This window comes from Kouleothrix sp. 19917 (assembly GCF_057073505.1).
This window is the reverse complement of sequence record NZ_CP097099.1, coordinates 5084012-5100124: the sequence shown is the minus strand read 5'-3', so window position 1 is coordinate 5100124 and position 16113 is coordinate 5084012. Positions and strand designations below refer to the sequence as shown.

At 65.9% G+C, this 16113-nt stretch carries 12 protein-coding genes and 3 tRNA genes; 7 read left to right on the top strand and 8 right to left on the bottom strand.

What is annotated here, in order from left to right:
- Positions 1-9: 9 nt before the first annotated feature.
- Complete coding sequence (gene hisG, locus M1P90_RS20640) at positions 10-1005, bottom strand: ATP phosphoribosyltransferase (protein ID WP_483697179.1); 996 nt, start codon at positions 1003-1005, stop codon at positions 10-12.
- The gene (locus tag M1P90_RS20635; RefSeq protein WP_483697178.1) at positions 1002-1802 is read right to left on the bottom strand and encodes a creatininase family protein; all 801 of its coding nucleotides are present in this window, start codon (positions 1800-1802) and stop codon (positions 1002-1004) included. The genes hisG and M1P90_RS20635 overlap by 4 nt, the downstream gene beginning before the upstream one ends.
- A gap of 333 nt (positions 1803-2135) precedes the next feature.
- Here M1P90_RS20635 and M1P90_RS20630 point away from each other — a divergent pair, with 333 nt between their 5' ends.
- Positions 2136-4208 (top strand): polysaccharide deacetylase family protein, encoded by a 2073-nt coding sequence (locus M1P90_RS20630; RefSeq protein ID WP_483697177.1) that lies wholly within the window; start codon positions 2136-2138, stop codon positions 4206-4208.
- 227 nt (positions 4209-4435) lie between these two features.
- Here the strand turns inward: M1P90_RS20630 and M1P90_RS20625 are convergent, their stop codons facing one another.
- Positions 4436-5245 (bottom strand): hypothetical protein, encoded by an 810-nt coding sequence (locus M1P90_RS20625; protein WP_483697176.1) that lies wholly within the window; start codon positions 5243-5245, stop codon positions 4436-4438.
- A gap of 748 nt (positions 5246-5993) precedes the next feature.
- On the opposite strand from M1P90_RS20625, the gene selA reads away from it, so the two are divergent.
- On the top strand, positions 5994-7346 hold the full coding sequence (selA, locus tag M1P90_RS20620) for an L-seryl-tRNA(Sec) selenium transferase (protein WP_483697175.1): 1353 nt from the start codon (positions 5994-5996) through the stop codon (positions 7344-7346).
- Between the two features lie 149 nt (positions 7347-7495).
- Positions 7496-8023, top strand: a complete 528-nt coding sequence (locus M1P90_RS20615) for a tetratricopeptide repeat protein (protein ID WP_483697174.1) — start codon at positions 7496-7498, stop codon at positions 8021-8023.
- A 241-nt stretch (positions 8024-8264) separates the two neighbouring features.
- Here the strand turns inward: M1P90_RS20615 and M1P90_RS20610 are convergent, their stop codons facing one another.
- Positions 8265-9215 (bottom strand): carbohydrate kinase family protein, encoded by a 951-nt coding sequence (locus M1P90_RS20610; protein ID WP_483697173.1) that lies wholly within the window; start codon positions 9213-9215, stop codon positions 8265-8267.
- 148 nt (positions 9216-9363) lie between these two features.
- Between M1P90_RS20610 and M1P90_RS20605 the strand changes: the two genes are divergently transcribed.
- The gene (locus M1P90_RS20605; protein WP_483697172.1) at positions 9364-10116 is read left to right on the top strand and encodes a phosphatase PAP2 family protein; all 753 of its coding nucleotides are present in this window, start codon (positions 9364-9366) and stop codon (positions 10114-10116) included.
- Here the strand turns inward: M1P90_RS20605 and M1P90_RS20600 are convergent.
- From M1P90_RS20600 to M1P90_RS20585, 4 genes are all read right to left on the bottom strand, one after another.
- Entirely contained in the window at positions 10092-10919 is an 828-nt protein-coding gene (locus M1P90_RS20600) for an SAM hydrolase/SAM-dependent halogenase family protein (RefSeq protein ID WP_483697171.1), read from the bottom strand. The genes M1P90_RS20605 and M1P90_RS20600 overlap by 25 nt on opposite strands.
- 67 nt (positions 10920-10986) lie before the next feature.
- Complete coding sequence (locus M1P90_RS20595) at positions 10987-12753, bottom strand: dynamin family protein (protein ID WP_483697170.1); 1767 nt, start codon at positions 12751-12753, stop codon at positions 10987-10989.
- Positions 12754-12873: 120 nt separating this feature from the next.
- Positions 12874-15078, bottom strand: coding sequence for a S9 family peptidase (locus M1P90_RS20590; RefSeq protein ID WP_483697169.1), 2205 nt, complete (start codon positions 15076-15078; stop codon positions 12874-12876).
- Positions 15063-15407: a hypothetical protein gene (locus M1P90_RS20585; protein ID WP_483697168.1), complete on the bottom strand. Its 345-nt coding sequence runs from the start codon at positions 15405-15407 to the stop codon at positions 15063-15065. Before M1P90_RS20585 ends, M1P90_RS20590 begins: the two co-directional genes overlap by 16 nt.
- Positions 15408-15690: 283 nt before the next feature.
- On the opposite strand from M1P90_RS20585, the gene M1P90_RS20580 reads away from it, so the two are divergent.
- The 3 genes from M1P90_RS20580 (at position 15691) to M1P90_RS20570 (ending at position 16091) form a co-directional block, all read left to right on the top strand.
- Positions 15691-15766 (top strand) — tRNA-Thr (locus M1P90_RS20580).
- Between the two features lie 86 nt (positions 15767-15852).
- Positions 15853-15938: transfer RNA gene (locus M1P90_RS20575), tRNA-Tyr, on the top strand.
- 77 nt (positions 15939-16015) lie between these two features.
- A tRNA-Thr gene (locus M1P90_RS20570) sits at positions 16016-16091 on the top strand.
- Positions 16092-16113 lie beyond the last annotated feature (22 nt).

Sequence of the window (16113 nt, the reverse complement as noted above, 5' to 3'; positions counted from 1 at the left end):
GATTCGCGCTTACCGCTCATTTATCGCGGCCAGCAGCCGCTGGTAGGCTTCGCACTGCCCGTCGAAGACATATTGCGCGGGCACAACCGCCAGCGCGCCGCCGCCCAATGCCCGCAGGTGATCGACCAGCGCCATCACGCGCGATTGCGGCACGAACAGCGTGACGGTGAACCAGCCCGCGCCGCCTGAGTACACCGGCGCGACCGTGGGACCTTGCATGCCCGCAAACTCGGGCCGCGACGCCACCCGCCGCCCAACGTCCTCGGCCGATTCGCCCGCGATGTTGGCAGTTACCTGCACGTAGTTGCGTCCGCGTCGGCGCGCTTCCACCAGCTCCAGCACGGTGCGAACGATATTGAGCCGCGCCGGGTTGTCGCGCAGGCTGCGGCGGCTGCCTACCAAACACGCCTGCGAGCGCAGCAGCGAGCCGCCCACGATTTTGAGCTGGTTGTCGCGCAGCGTCGTCCCGGTCGAGGTAATATCGGCCACCATGTCCGCGTAGCCCAGTCCCGGCGCGGCCTCGGTCGAACCCTGCGAGTCGACCAGGCGGAAGTAGGTGATGCCATTGGCGTAGCAGAAGCGCCGCACCAGCGCGGGATATTTGGTGGCGATGCGCAGCGGGCGGCCTTCGGCGTGCAGCTCCACCGCCAGGTCGGCCAGGTCGTGCCACGAGCTGACGTCGATCCACGCTTCTGGCACGGCCACCACCAGCTCGGCCCCGCCAAAGCCCAGGTCGTCGTACAGCACCAGCAGGTCGTCGCGGTCGCCGCGCATTTCCTCTACCAGATCCAGCCCGCTCACGCCCATGTCGATCTCGCCCGCCGCGACCTTCTCAATGATGTCGGGCGCGCGGTGCAGCAGCACCTCGACATCGGGCAGGGCGCGAATGCCGGCGGTGTAGCGGCGCGGGTTCGGGCGGGTGATCTTCAGGCCGCAGCTTTCGAAAAAACCGAGCGTGTCGTCGTAGAGGCTGCCCTTGGAAGGGATTGCAAAGCGAAAACTCATAGCTTGCTCTGTTCCTCCCACCACGCCGCCAGTGCGTCGTCCCACGAGCCGCGAAAATAGCGCTCGACAAACTGCTGATAGTGGGCGCGGCGGCGCGCATACAGCTCGCGCAGCACCGAAGGCCCGCCGTGCTGCATCAGCGATTGCACGCCCACCGCCAGCCGCTCGGTCGCCAGCTTCAGCGCCGACTCGCCGTGGCCGGCCGTGGCGCGGCGCGGGTCGTCGCCCAGCACCGCGCTGGTCGCCGGGTCGAGCGGCGCATCGTCGAGCTGGCTCAGGTCGGCCAGCTTGGGGCGCAGCGCCAGCATCAGCGCGGTTTCCCAGTGGCCGGCGTGGTCGAGCATCGCCTCGTCCACCAGCGCCAGCGGCGGCACCGCCAGCACCAGAATGCCGTGCTCGGCAATTGCGTGCTCGGCAGAATCCATCAGCACCAGCTCGTGGCCCTGCGTGTAGTGCCCGCTGATCAGCACCACCATGCGGAAGCCGGCGCGCGCCAGCTCGGCAAAAATGCTGTCCCACAGCGACTGAATCACTTCGCTGGGCAGGGCAAGCGAAAAGCGGTGCGGCAGCGCGCTGATCGACCACCAGGTGGCCGGCAGCAGCACCCCGCCGGTGCGGCGCACCACGCGCTCGGCCAGCGCCTCGGCAGTGATGCCTTCCAGGCCAAAGGGCAGGTGCGCGCCGTGCCATTCCAGCGCGCCCCACGGCACATAGGCAATCGGCGCGGTTTCCAAAATCCATTCAAGGTCGTCGGGGCGCAGCTCGGCGTAGCGGCCCCAGGGTGGCGTGTCGTTCATGGTTGTTTGTGTTCTGTATGCCCAATATACGCGGCGCGCTGCGTTTCTCGGTTGCGATGCGTGTGGAAAGGCCTGCCGCCCGATTACCTGCGCCGCACTGATCAATTGCGCAGGGCTTGTCGTTCGCGAAGGCTTTACAAAGCGAAAGCGCTCCTGTTTTCTGAATCCTGAATCCTGACTCCTGTGATAAAAAATGCCCGTGCATGCGCGGGCTTATTATAACGTACGATCGCCGGTCGCAGTTGCGCGCCGTTCGCAGGTGGGGTTGGGCGTTGCTTCTCAATACACGCTATGCTTGAAAAGGTGGCGCTGTTCGTGCTATCATAGCGCGCAATGAAGCAAAACCCCAGCACAACGCCGCAAACCCTGCCGCTGCGCATCGACATTGGCGCGCGCGCATTTGGCGACGCCTACCCGGTGCGCATGATAGCGCGCCAGGCCGAGCGCACCGCCGAGCTGGTGCTGCCGCCCGCGCTCGCGCCCGTTGCCGAGCGGCTGGCGCATGCCGGCACGCAGCCCCTGACCGATCCCGCCGCGCTTGGGCGGGCGCTGGGCCGCGCACTGTTCTCGCCGCCACTGCGCGACATGCTGCTTGGCACGGCCCGCCAGGCCGCACGCGATGGCATGCGCGTGCAGCTTCAGTTTCAGATCGCGCCGCCCGAAGTGGCCGCGCTGCCGTGGGAATGGCTTGCTGTGGGCGGCGAGCGCCCGTGGGTGCCGGCCGTGCGCGGCGAGTATGCGCTGGCGCGCGTGAGCCGCAGCCTGCCGCCCGTGCCGCCGCTGCGCGTGGCTGGCCCGCTGCAGGTGCTGGCGCTGGCCGCGCCCGGCGAAGAATTGCAGCTCGCCGCCCTGCAGGAAGCCCTGGCCGAGCCGGTGCGCGCGGGCGCAATCGAGCTGCGCCTGGTGAGCGACGCCACACCTGCCGCGCTTGAGCGCGCGCTGGCCGCCCGCCCCGTGCATGTGCTGCACTGCGCCGCGCCCGTGGCGCGCACCGAGCGCGGAGCGCCGCGCTTGCTGCTGCGGCGCGGCCTCGATCTGTTCGACCTCGCGGGCTTGCTGGCCGACGCGACCCGGCTGCGGCTGGTGACGCTGGCTGGCCCACAGGGCGACGCCATGGCGCTTCACGCCGCGCTGCCAATTGTGTCGGCAGCGCTGCTCACGCCGCACCTGCCCGCCGCAATCGCGTTTGGCGGCGCGCTGCCGGCCCGCCTTTCGGCGCTTTTTGCGGCAACGTGCTATGCCGCGCTGGCCGCCGGCCAGCCTGTCGATCTGGCGGTTACTGCCGGCCGGTGCGCGCTGGCCGAAGCCGGCGATGGGCGCGGCTGGGGCATGCCGCAATTGCGCATGGCACCCGGCAGCGCGCAGCTCTTTACGTTTGGGAAGGCGTGGAGTGTGCCGGCTGGCCGCTGGTGGCGCGGCGCAGCCCTCGGTGGCGCGGGCGCACTGGTTGCAGGCGCGCTGGCGCTGGGTTTGCCGCAGCTTCGTGGCGCGCAGGCCTTTGTCTTTACCACCCAGTCGGTTGTGCCTACCGCAGCGCTGGCACTGTCCGAGCAGCCCAGCCCTTCGCCGCTGCCAACCGCCGAGCCAACGCCCGCGCCAACCGCCGCGCCAACCGCCGAGCCAGCGCCCGCCAGCGTTGCGCCGCCCATCGCCTATGCCGAAGCGCTCGCCCGGCCCGACGAAACCCTCGGCGCGCTGGCCGAGCGCATGGGCAGCGACCCCGGCGCAATCGCCGCGCTCAACCACATGGCCGCCGACGAGCCGCTGCGCGCCGAGCGCCCGCTGGTCATCCCGGTGTATCGCGTGGCCGACGCTGGTGTGGGCGGGCAGGTCATTCGGCGCGGCGACCCGGCCGCGCGCAATGTCGCGCTCACCTTCGATATTGAGATCGACGCGCAGACGCTCTACGACATTCTGGCGATCCTGCGCGAGCGCGGCCTGCACGGCACCTTCTTCCTCACTGGCCGCTGGGTCATGGCCTTTCCCGACGCCGCGCGCGCGATCATTGCCGAGGGCCACGAGGTTGGCAACCACTCGCTCACGCACCCCTCGTTTGCGCGCATCGGCCTCGACGGTGCGGAATCCGAGATCGCCAAGACCGAGCAGATCTTTCAGGATACACTGGGCGTGACCTCGCGCCCATACTTCCGCTTTCCCTATGGCGATGTCACCGCTGACACGCTGAGCATCGTTGGGCGCGATGGCTTTGTTGCCTACCACTGGGTCGCCGACGACGGCTCGATTGGCGGGTGGATCGACTGGGCCGCGCAGCACCCTGACGAGGCCAACGGCGGCATTCTGCTGATGCACGGCCGCGCTACCACTGTCGCCGCGCTGCCCGGCTGGCTCGACCGCCTGACCGCGCAGGGTTTTCACCCCACCACCCTCACCGAAACGCTGCGCTGATGCGCGCGAGTCAGGATTCAGGGGCCCAGGGAGCAGCGTGCGCTAAACATGCAAACCTGCAACCTTCAACTCGCCAACCTTCCTAACTCCGTGTCTCCGTGCCTCCGTGGTGAACTTGTACATAAGGCCGCTCCGGGCAAAGACAAGCTTTGCCCTTACGGCAACCTGCAACCTTCAACCCAAAGCCTTCGCGCCCTTTGCGCTCTTTGCGGTTCAATATTCCTTCGTCAGTCGTCTTCCACAAACTGATCGTCGGGCGGGTACTGCCCATTGGGGAAGGCATTTGCCGGGATGCCCACGCGCTTGCCCGCAACCGTCTGCGCGCTGAGTGCCGGCACCGCCGCCGCGCCGCCCGGTGCCGCAGCCGTCACCACGCTGCTCACGTCGATGTTGCGCGCGCTGACAATCGCCACCTCGCCAATTGTCAGCGGAATAGGTTGAGGGACCGGCCCGCCCGGGTGCAGCATGATCCACAGGCTCGCGCAATCGGTGACGGCTGCCGCGCCATTGCCCAGGAGCAGCGGCCCGACAAAGGGCTGTGCGGCGGGCGGCACGCCATTGAGCGCCGTCGCTAGGGGCTGGATATACACCCACAGCTCGCCGCGATAGAACGGGTTGCGGAGCGTAATTGCAGTGCTGTAGTTGCCAGGCGCAACCGCTTCTGTGCCCGGGCTGGCTTGCTGTGCGCCGCACACAAACGGCACGCTGTAGCTCCAGAAATGGCGCGTGGGCACGGTGTCCGGCGGGATCGTCGGGATGGGCGTGGCAGGCGGCGTGCTGGTGGGTATCGGCGTTTCGGTCGCGCTCGGCGTGTTTGTGGGTATCGGCGTCGAGGTGTTGGTGGGGAAGGGCGTCGCGGTGGCGGTTGAGGTACTTGCCGGTTCGGGCGTGCTCGACGGCACTGCCGTCATCTGGCTGAAGGAATTTTCAGCCTGCACATCAGGATTTGCCGACGCGGTTGGGCGCATGAAAACGCTTGTCAGCAGCACGGCCATCATCGCCAGGCCCGCAAGAAGAGAAACCCTGCGTTTGTTCATACGAACTCCTTTCGCCAGTGCGGCGTGGGTAGTGCATGCCCGGCAGGCACCCGAGCCGGTCGCGCCAGAATGGCCTGTTGCAATCCCAGGTGGGCGTTGGGCTGCTGGCGCGCGTCTTTATGAATCAATAACAGTAGAGTATGGACGTTGCTGCGCTGCCGATCGTTCCCAATCGGTTCTCGGTTCTTCTCGCCCTTCGTGTCTTCGTGCCTTCGTGGTTACGGTCATCAGTTCTCGGTTCTCGGTTCTTCTCGCCCTTCGTGTCTTCATGCCTTCGTGGTTCCGTTCTTCAGCCCTTGGTGTCTTGGTGTCTTGGTGGTTCTTGGTTCTGCGGTTCTGCGGTTCTTCTCGCCCTTCGTGTCTTGGTGGTTATAGTCTTGGTTCTGCGGTTCTCGGTTCTTCTCGCCCTTGGTGTCTTCGTGCCTTCGTGGTTCCGTTCTTCGGCCCTTGGTGTCTTGGTGTCTTGGTGGTTATAGTCTTGGTTCTGCGGTTCTGCGGTTCTTCTCGCCCTTCGTGTCTTCGTGCCTTCGTGGTTCCGTTCTTCGGCCCTTGGTGTCTTGGTGTCTTGGTGGTTACGGTTCTTGGTTCTGCAGTTCTTCTCGCCCTTGGTGTCTTCGTGCCTTCGTGGTTCCGTTCTTCGGCCCTTAGTCTGGGCGTATAGCAATACGCCCTTCGCAGGCCCTGCCCGCGCCGCGCGCCCAATAATGGTACAATAGCGCGCAGATCCGCCGCACGAGTGGAGCGCCGAGTGTCCGCATCCTTTCGCAAGCTGCCCGCCGTCGATGCCCTGGCCCAGGCCGCGCGCGCCCGCCTGAATGGCGACGCCCTGCCGCCCGAGCTGGTCGTCGACGCGGCGCGTGGGGCGCTGGCCGAGGCGCGCGCGCAGATCGCAGCCGGCGCGCCCGCGCCCGAGCCGGCTGTGCTGGCCGAGGCTGCTGCGGCGCGCGCCCGCCAGAGCGTGCAACCCAGCCTCCTGCCCGTCATCAACGCCAGCGGCGTGATCATTCAAACCAACCTCGGGCGCGCGCCGCTCAGCGATGCCGCGCTAGCCGCCATGCATGCCGTGGGCGCGGGCTACTCGAACCTTGAGTACGATCTCGGCGCGGGCGCGCGCGGATCGCGCTACCAGCACCTGGCCGCGCTGCTGTGCCGGCTCACCGGGGCCGAGGCCGCGCTGGCGGTTAACAACAACGCCGCCGCGATCTACCTTGCGCTGAGCGCGCTGGCTGCCGGGCGCGAGGTGATCGTCTCGCGTGGGCAGGCGGTCGAGATCGGCGGCGGTTTTCGCATCCCCGATGTGCTGCGCCAGAGCGGCGCGGCGCTGGTGGAGGTTGGCACCACCAACCGCACCTACGCCCGCGACTATGCCGACGCCATCACCGAGCGCACCGCGCTGCTGATGCGCATTCACACCAGCAATTTCCGGCTGGAAGGTTTTGTGCACGAAACGCCGCTGGCCGAGATGGCCGACGTGGCGCGCGCGCGCGGCGTGGCCGTGCTCGACGACCTGGGGAGCGGCACGCTGCTGCCAACCGCGCCCTACGGCCTGCGCGCCGAGCCAACCGTGCCCGAAAGCGTGGCCGCTGGCGCCGATCTTGTGACCTTCAGCGGCGACAAGCTGCTGGGCGGGCCGCAGGCTGGTCTGATCGTTGGGCGCGCCGCGCTGGTGGCTCGCTTGCGGGCGCACCCGCTGGCCCGCGCGCTGCGCGTCGACAAAACCACGCTGGCGGGGCTGGAAGCGACCTTACTTTCATACCTGCGCGGGCGCGCCTCCGACGAAATCCCGGTCTGGCGCATGATTGCTGCCGCGCCCGAGCAGCTCCGCGCCCGCGCCGAGCGCCTGGCGGCGGCGATTGGTGGTGGCGCGGAAATTCTGCCCTGCGCCAGCGCGGTCGGCGGCGGCTCGCTGCCCGGCGACACACTGCCGAGCTTTGCGGTGGCGCTGCCCGGCCCGCCCGACGCGCTGGCCCGCGCGCTGCGCGCTGGCTCGCCGCCTGTGGTTGGCCGCATTGCCGGCGACCGGCTGCTGCTGGATGTGCGCACCGTGCTGCCCGCACAGGAACATGATCTGATTGCAATAGCGCGCAACGTTCTGGCGTAAGGGTTGCAGGTTGCGAGTTGCAAGTTCGCAGGTTTGAATGTTTGAAGGTTGCGGGTCGTTGGCCCAATCCCAAAACCCCAGACCCAAAACCCTCATATGGTTCTCGGTTTCTTGGTTCTCGGTTTCTTGGTTCTTGCTCGGGAGGAAGCATGAGCGATGATCTAGCCCAACTGCTCTACGAAGGCGCGCTGGCCGTGCGCGAAGGCCGCCGCGCCGATGCCCAGGGCTTGCTGATGCAGGTGATCGAGCGCGATGAGCAGAACGAGCAGGCCTGGCTCTGGCTCAGCGGCGCGGTCGACGACCCAACCGACCAGCAGGTCGCGCTGGAGAATGTGCTGGCGATCAACCCGAACAACCGCGCCGCGCAGGAAGGCCTTGCGCATTTGCAGGCCAACGCCGGCCCGACGGTGGTTTCGCCCGCGCCGCCCAGTCCCGGCGGCGAGTGGGTGCCGCCCCCGCCGCGCCCCGCCGACGATGTCGAGCAGCTGGCGTGCTACCAGTGCGGCGCGTCGCTGTATAGCGTGGCGACCTACTGCTGGCAGTGCCATGCGGCGGTGCACTGCTGCAATAACTGCGTGTTCCGTCTCGAATCGCGCTGCAAAGAGCTGCAGGGCCTCACCAGCACCATGGCGCAGGCCAACCGCAACGAGTGCGACTGGTGGCGCGTGCAGACGTAAGCGGGTGTTGCGCCAGGCGCAATTCTGCGTGCGGCAGCAAGGAGCTTACGATTATTTTTGTATACGTTTTCCGCGCATAGCGCGGAAAACGTATACAAAGAAAACGGCTCGGCTCTCTCTGTACCAGTGAGCCCTATCGAAAGCTCGTAGTGGTTTCGAATTGTTGATGTCGTTGGCTGCAAAATACAGCTTTAGAAAGCCGAAGACTTGCTGAATCCTGACTCCTGGCTTCCGAATACTGCTACAGCATCGCCATCACCTCGGCGCGGGTGGGCGGGTCGGCGCCTGCGCGCGAGCATGTGATGCCAGCCACCGTCGCTGCAAAGCGCATGCACTGCACCAGCTCGTCGCTGCTGAGCGCCTCGAGCGCCGCCCGTGAGTTCACCCCGCGCTCGTAGAGCGCCGCGAGCAGCCCGCCATTAAACGAATCGCCCGCGCCAACCGTGTCGACCACATTCACCCGCATGCCCGGCGTGGTCAGCGGCTGCGGGTCGTTTGCCCGCACGGCCAGCGCGCCATCGCCGCCGCGCGTCACCACCACCAGCGCGGGGCCGTAGTCGCGCAGGGCGGCGGCCGCTTCTTCCACCGACGCGCCCGGCATCAGCCAGCCCAGGTCGGCCTGGCTGATCTTCACCAGATCGGCCTGGTGGAAAAGGCGTTCGAGCAGCGCGCGGTAGCCGGCTTCATCGCGGATCAGGCCCGGCCGCAGGTTCGGGTCGAACGAGAGCAGCGCGCGGCCCTTCAGCCGGCCGGCGGCATCCTCGATCGCGGCGGGCGTGCTGCCACGCAGCAGGCTGATCGAGCCGAAGTGGAAAATGCGCGTGTCGTCGAACAGCGCCGCTGGCAGGTCGCCCACCTTCAGCACCGTGTCGGCTGCGTTGTCGCCATAAAACGAGTAGGCCGGTTCGCCATGCTCATAGGCCACAAACGCCAGGGTCGTCTGCGCATCGACATTCAGCAAAAAGCGCGTGTCGATGCCCTCGCGCTCGACATGCTCGCGCATCGAGCGCCCAAAGAAATCGGTGGCGATCGTGCCGGCAAACGCCACTGGCTGGCCAAGCCGCGCCACACCCATTGCCACGTTGTAGGGCGAGCCGCCAACGTGCATGCGAAAGCCCACCGTTGCGCCATTCTCGATGATCGGCAGGAAATCGATCAGGATTTCGCCGATGCTGGTGATGACCTCAGGCATAGCCATCCTCTTCTTGCTATACGGAATGCCCGATTATAACGCAGTATTCGGGTGACAGAATTCAGCAGTTACCATGTGTATAAATGCGGCATGGTGCTGGCATATGTTCTGCTATAGAGGCGCATTTTAACGCAAACAGGTACGAATAATGAAAGAACAAGGCAATATGCTGGAGGCGCGAGTGCCACCCCAGCCGGGCAAGGCCACACAGGCCCCGCAGCTCCTCCCAATGGGCCGGATCATTGCGTATGTGATCGCGGCAATTATTTTCTGTGGCCTGGCGACGATTGGTTTTGGCTGGCTGGCGAAGGGCGTGTTGGGCGACCGTTTTGTGGCCTTCGATGATGGCGTGCTCACATTCTTTCACGGCTACTGGAGCCCGGGCCTGAACCAGCTTATGCTTGTATTTACCATGCTGGGCGACCCGGCGGTGCTCATTCCACTGCTGCTGTTTGTGGGCATTGCGCTGTGGGCGCGCGGGCGCTGGATCGACGCGGCTGGCCTGCTGCTGGCGGGCGGCGGCGCGGGCTTGCTCAACCAGCTGCTGAAAGAAATCTTCCAGCGCGTGCGCCCGTCGCTGTTCGATGGCCCGTTTCATCTGACGAGCTATAGCTTTCCAAGCGGCCATTCTATGGGTTCAATGGCCTGCTATGGCATGCTGGCCTACATTGCTATCAAGCTGCTGGAGCATCCTGTTTCGCGCGTGGCGGTAGGTATTGCGGCGGCGCTGCTGATTCTGTGCATCGGCATTTCGCGCATCTACTTCAATGTGCACTACCCCACCGACGTGCTGGGTGGCTTTATCGCGGGTGCGATCTGGCTGGTGTTTTCGATCGTGGTGGTGCAGGCCGCCGAGTGGCACGCCAGCCGCCGCGCTCACACGGTTGCGCCAAGCGCATAAACGCGCACCGTGTCGCCCAGGCCCACGCCCAGGGTTTGCGCGGCGCTGCCATTGCGCACCGCCAGCTCCAGCCGGTTGCTGCTGCCAAGCAGCGCCATCAGCGCGCCGACCGGCACATCGTTGAAGGTGCGCTGCAGGCCCGCAATCTGCTGATCGATAATGTGTACTACCAGCCGCTGGCCCAGGCCGGCGGCTTCGAGCTGCTGCGAGGTAATATTCGTGATGCAGTTGCCAAAATGGTCGACATGAATGATCCGCCCGACCAGCCCGCCGTTGCGGCCGGCCACTGGCTGCTCAAGCTCGGCGGCGGTGATGCCGGGCAGGCGCGGGCCAAGCGCGTCGAGTGGCACGCCCGCGGCCAGGTGGCCCACCACTGGCGCAAAAATGTCGCGCCCGTGAAAGGTGTGGCTCACTTCATTCAGCCAGAAACGCGATTCGGCCAGCTCGTACGCCACGCACGAATCGGCGCCCCAGCGCTCGTGCGCGTCGCGCCAGGCGTAGGTGAGCACGCCATTGTCGGGCGCAACAAAGATCGAGGAAGGCGTGCCAAGCGCGATTGCCCGCCGCGCACTGCCGACGCCTGGGTCAACGATTACGAGGTGAATGGTGCCGGGTGGGAAATAGTGGTAGAAGGTTTGAACGATGTAGGCGGCCTGGTGAACGTTCTGCGGGCTGATTTCGTGGGTAATGTCGATCAGGCGGGCGGCTGGCGCAAGGTTGAGGATCACGCCTTTCATTGCGCCGACATAGCTGTCTGAGGTGCCAAAATCGGTGGTCAGGGTTATCACGCCGCTGTGACGCATACGACCTCCGGGGTGGTGATGGGTAAGTTGTAAAAGGGGCGAAGTGCGCCTTCGCCCCGGCTGTGCTTTAGCCGATCTCGGCTTTCAAGCGCCCAAGTTCAACATCGACATCGGAAAGCTCGCGCTGCACCTCAACCAGCAGCTCGCGCTGCGAGCGAATAAAGCGCGTGTACGGACCAATCGCCTCGCGGATGCGCGTCATCATCTGCTCAAGCTCGGTGTCGAACTGGCGGCGCATTGTCTCCATCAGCTGCGCGCGCATATCGGCCAGCTTGGCGCGGAATTCTTTTTTCACCTGGCGACGCTTGGCCGGCAGGATGAACAAACCCACGCCAGCGACCAGCCCCGCCGCCAGCAGCCCGGTGAAATCGAGCGCGACGGTGTGGAAGATCGCCACCAGCAGCGCGCCCAGGCCCACCGCGCCCGCTTCCGTCAGGCCCGTGGCCACAATCGCGCCGCGCACGTCGTCCATCAGCATTTGCGCCTCGGCCTCGCGGTCGTAGGAAGCGACCACCTGCTGGGCTTTGCGCGCCACCGAGTCGATCAGCGCGCTGCGATTGTAATCGAATGAGCCGCCGATATCGCCGATCAGGCCGGCCTGGTGGTGCGGCACACGCTCGCGGCGCAGGTAATCCATCACCGACTGCCACAGGCGCAGGTTTTTGTCGATCATCCAATCGATCAGGCCGTGGACTTTTTCCTCGATCTGGCGCGGAACGTCGGCCACGACATACTTCTCGAAGTCGTCGCGCAATTCCTGGCTGCGCATCAGGCGGAAGATATTGCCCAGACGGATTGTCTCGTCGAAGAACTCGTTGCCGCGCAGCTCGAACTCGTTCAGCACGTTCTGCACTTCGGTCAGGTGATATTTGAAATCTTCGCTCAGGTCGCCCTGGAACAGGTCGAGCTGGCGCTCGATATTGTCGAGCGTGCTGAAATCGTCTTGCAGGGTCGCCAGCCGATCTTCGACCACGGCCAGGTATTTGTCGTTCAGGTGGCGCGCAACGCCCAGCGGCGAAAGCAGCTTCAGGCGCACGCGCTGCTCTTCATCCAGCGTTTCGAGGATGTAGCGCTCGATTGCGTCGAAGCGGCTGGCCTGCCAGACCTCGTCGCCCGCGCCGGCGCGCGCGCGCTGGGCCAGCCGCGCCGAAACGGGGAAAATCTCGGGCGTGAAGCCGAGCAGGTCGCGGGCATTTTCGCGAATAAAGGTTTCCACCTGCTCGATCTCGTGGGGTTCCAGCAGATCGGCCTTGTTCAGCACGATCACAATCTTCTTGCCCCACTCCTGAATCGCCGACAGAAAGGCGCGCTCGCTTTCGGTAAACGGGCGGTCGGCCGAGGTCACAAACAGCACCAGGTCGGAGCGCGGGATGAACTCGCGCGTCAGCTCCTCGTGGCGGCGGATGATCGCGTTGGTGCCGGGCGTATCAACAATCGTGAGGCGCTTGAGCACATCGGCCGGGAAGCCGCGCTCCATCAGGAATTCTTCGATATTCTGCTCGGCGGGCTCGGCTGCGTAGCGCAGCAGGGTAATGCGGTCGGTGGTGGGCGTGACGCCCTCGGTCACGACTTTGTCGCCCAGCAGCGCGTTGATAAAGCTCGATTTGCCCGAGTTGAACTCGCCCGCAATCACCAGCAGAAACAGCTCATCGAGGTGGGTGATGGTATCGTCGAGGGTGCGGCTGTCGCCGGGCGCGACATCGGCACCAAAGCGGGTGAGTGCCGCCCGCAAACCGGCGAGCGCGGCCCGTTCCTGCTCGAGCAGGGCTTCCTGGCGCTCGGTGAGCATTTTGCGGCGGTTCAGCAGCCCCAGCATGGATTTCGTGTTGGTCATCGATACTTTCCATTTATGCGCAGCCGGCCAGCTTGGCCGCTAGTGTATCATCGAATGATCGATGTATGCAAGCGCAAAGCGTGGAAGGGGTATATGCAAGATGCTTGCCCGCAGCGCAGCTTACGCGCCTGGGTCGTTCTTGCAGTAGCGGTCGAGCCATTCGAGCGTGCGCGCCATGTGGTCGGCGCGGTGGGCCGGCTCGCCAGCGCGGGTTAGCTCGTGGCCCTCGCGGGGGTAGCGCACCAGCTCCACCACCTGGCGGCGGCGGCGCAGCAAGGCGAACAGCTGCTCGGCCTCGCTGATTGGCACGCGGTAATCGTGCTCGCTGTGCAGCAGCCGCAGCGGCGCGCTGATCTGGTGCGCGTAGGCGAGCGGCGAATGCTTCCACAGCTTCTCGGCCATGTCCCAGGGGTAGCCGTCGAACTCATACTCGATCAGCTCGTGGGCGTCGCTGGTGCTGTGCTGCGTCAGCAGGTTGTAGACACCGCGCGCTGACACCCCGCACGCGAAACGGTCGGTATGCGCCAGCAGCCATGCCGTCATATAGCCGCCATACGAGCCGCCCGTCACACCTATGCGCGCCGGGTCGATCCCTCCCAGCGCAATCACCGCGTCGATGCCGGCCAGGATGTCGGGCGCGTCGGCAAAACCCCAGTTGGCATGAATCGCGTCGCGCCAGCGCTCGCCATAGCCTTCGGAGCCGCGTGGGTTGCAGAAAAATACCACGTAGCCGCGCCCGGCAGTGGCTTGCAGCTCGTGCCACATATGGCGGAAGCCGGGTGCCCACATGTAGTGCGGCCCGCCGTGGATGTGCACCGCCAGCGGGTAGCTCTGCGCCGGGTCGAAGGCGGGCGGACGGAGCAGCCAGCCCTGCACCTCTTCGCCGTCGGGCGCGTGGTACAGCAGCTCCTCGAAGGGCGCGGTGGCGCGGCCGGCCAGCAGCGCACGGTTGAAGTGCGTAAGCTGCATTTCGCGGCCGTCGGCGTGGCGGAAAAACAGCTCGCAGGGGCTGGCAGCGCTGCCGGCCACAAAGGCAATGCCGCGCGGGGCCGGGTCGAACGCCTCGACGAAGCGATCGGCTGCGGGGATCAGCGACGGGGGCGTGGGTTGCGCCAGTGTTTCGCCCCTGGCGTCGGGCGTTGGCGCGCTGCCGGCATGTGTTTCTACATTTGCACAATAGAGTGGTTGCGTGCCGCGCCAGTTGGCGGTAAACAGCACGCCCGCGCCGTCGGGCTGCCAGCGCAGCGCTTCGGCATTCAGGTCGGCGCCGCCGGAAATGTCGCGCAGCGCGCCGCCGCTCGCGGGCATAATGGCGATGTGCGCGCCCGCAGCGAGCGGGCGGTCGTCGGCGCGGCGGCGCAGCGCGATCCACGCGCCATCGGGCGAGGGCTGCGGGTCGTAGAAGGAGAAGCCGGCTTCGCTCAGGCGCTCGGCCTCGCCGCGCCCGCTCGGCGGCACGGGCAGGCGCAATACGTCGTAGAAGGCGAAAATCGCGTCGGCCTCGGGGTCGCGGGTAGCGGTGGTGAGAATGGCGCTGCCATCGGGCATCCAGGCCGGCGCGCCGTGGTGCATGTCGCCGTCGCTCAGGCGGCGCGGCGCGGCAGGCGGCGCATCGTCGTCGGCGGGCAGGTCGAGCAGGTACACATGCACGCGCCGGTCGTCGAAGAAGCTGGTGCCAGCGCGGTAGGGCAGCCGCGTCACCACGCGCGGGTCGAAGCGTTCGGCCTCGGCGTGGGCGCGCGCGGCAATGGCGCGGTCGCGCTCCCAGGCGCTCGCAGGCGCGGGCTGCTGTTCGCCGCGATCTTCGGTGGCGCGCTCGTCGGCGTTGGCGCGGCTGAGAAAGGCGATCTGCGTGCCATCGGGCCGCCAGGCCGGCTCGCTCACGCCGCCGGGCAGGGTCGTCAGGCAGCGCGCTTCGCCGCCGTCGGCGCGCATGAGGTAGAGCTGCGGCGGCCCGCCCGCGCGATCCGACACAAAGGCCAGCCACTGGCCGTCGGGGCTCCAGCGCGGCGCGGTGTCGCTGCACAGGCCGCTGGTGAAGCGGCGCGGCGGGGTTGCGCCATCGGTGGCCGCCAGCCAGATTGCGCGGCGGTAGCGGTTCTCCACCCGGTCGGCAGAAACGCGCACAAACGCAACCTGGAGCCCAGAAGGGTTGCAGCGCGGATCTTCCAGCGCGTCGAGCGCATACAGATCATCGACATCCCAGGGCGTGGGTGCCTGCGTGGCGGGCGGCATGGCCTCGGGTATGCTGGCCGTTGCCCGCGCGCCATTCGTGGGCGCGCCGGCGGTGGCCTTGTGGTGCGGCTTGCTCAGCGCGCCAGCCACTCCGCGGTTGGGAAGGGCCGGAATGCGCGGTGCACCTCGCGGAACTGCTCGTCGGTGAGCGGCGTTTCGCCGAGGTAGTAGAGCACCTGCGCCTGCTCATCGAAGCGCGAGCGCTGGCGCACCCAGCGGCCAGTCGCGCCCTGGCGCACAATGTCGAGGTTCCAGGCTGGCGTCACCGGGTCGTAGCGCTCGGCGACGACCCAGACCATCTCTTTCGGGCGGAGTGTGCGGGCCAGGCGGCGTTTGGCCTCGGCCAGCCCTTCTTCGGGCGTCGGCAGATCGAAACCGAGTGCATCCAGGTTTGGCACGCGGGCAGAATCTTGTGTCATGCTGTTCCTCGCTTGCGGGTTTGCTGGGCGCTATTATACCATTCCCGCGCCGCCTCGCTGCAAGAATTGTACACCGAAGCGGTCGCTGTAATTTCGTGCCGGCGCAGCCAAGTAAAAGCCTCAAAATCATCCACAGATTACGCAGATTACACAGATTACACAGAAAGGAGGTCCATAATCTGCGTAATCTGTGGATACATGAGCTTACCCAACCTTGACAGGCCCTGCTGGCAGCAGGCAACCGATTGACTTCCCGCCAGCCCCCGTGTTACAATAAAGCAAGGCCGGTGTAGCTCAGCTGGCAGAGCAGCTGTTTTGTAAACAGCAGGTCGTCGGTTCGATCCCGACCACCGGCTCCATCTCCATGCCTCCCCAATGCAGATTTGACAGCGCCGCGTGTGTCGCGTATAATGCCACGCGTTGCCGCAAGCGGTAGCTTAAAGATGGGTCGGTACCGAAGTGGCCAACCGGGGCAGACTGTAAATCTGCTGGCTTACGCCTTCGCTGGTTCGAATCCAGCCCGGCCCACCATCGAGTTTTGAGTTTTGAATGTTGAGTTTTGAGTTGCTCATTCAAAATTCAACACTCAGCACTCAAAACTTTTCTTTGCCCATGTAGCTCAGTTGGTAGAGCACGTCTTTGGTAAAGACGAGGTCTCGGGTTCGAGTCCCGACATGGGCTCCAGATGTTTGACGATCCGCACCGC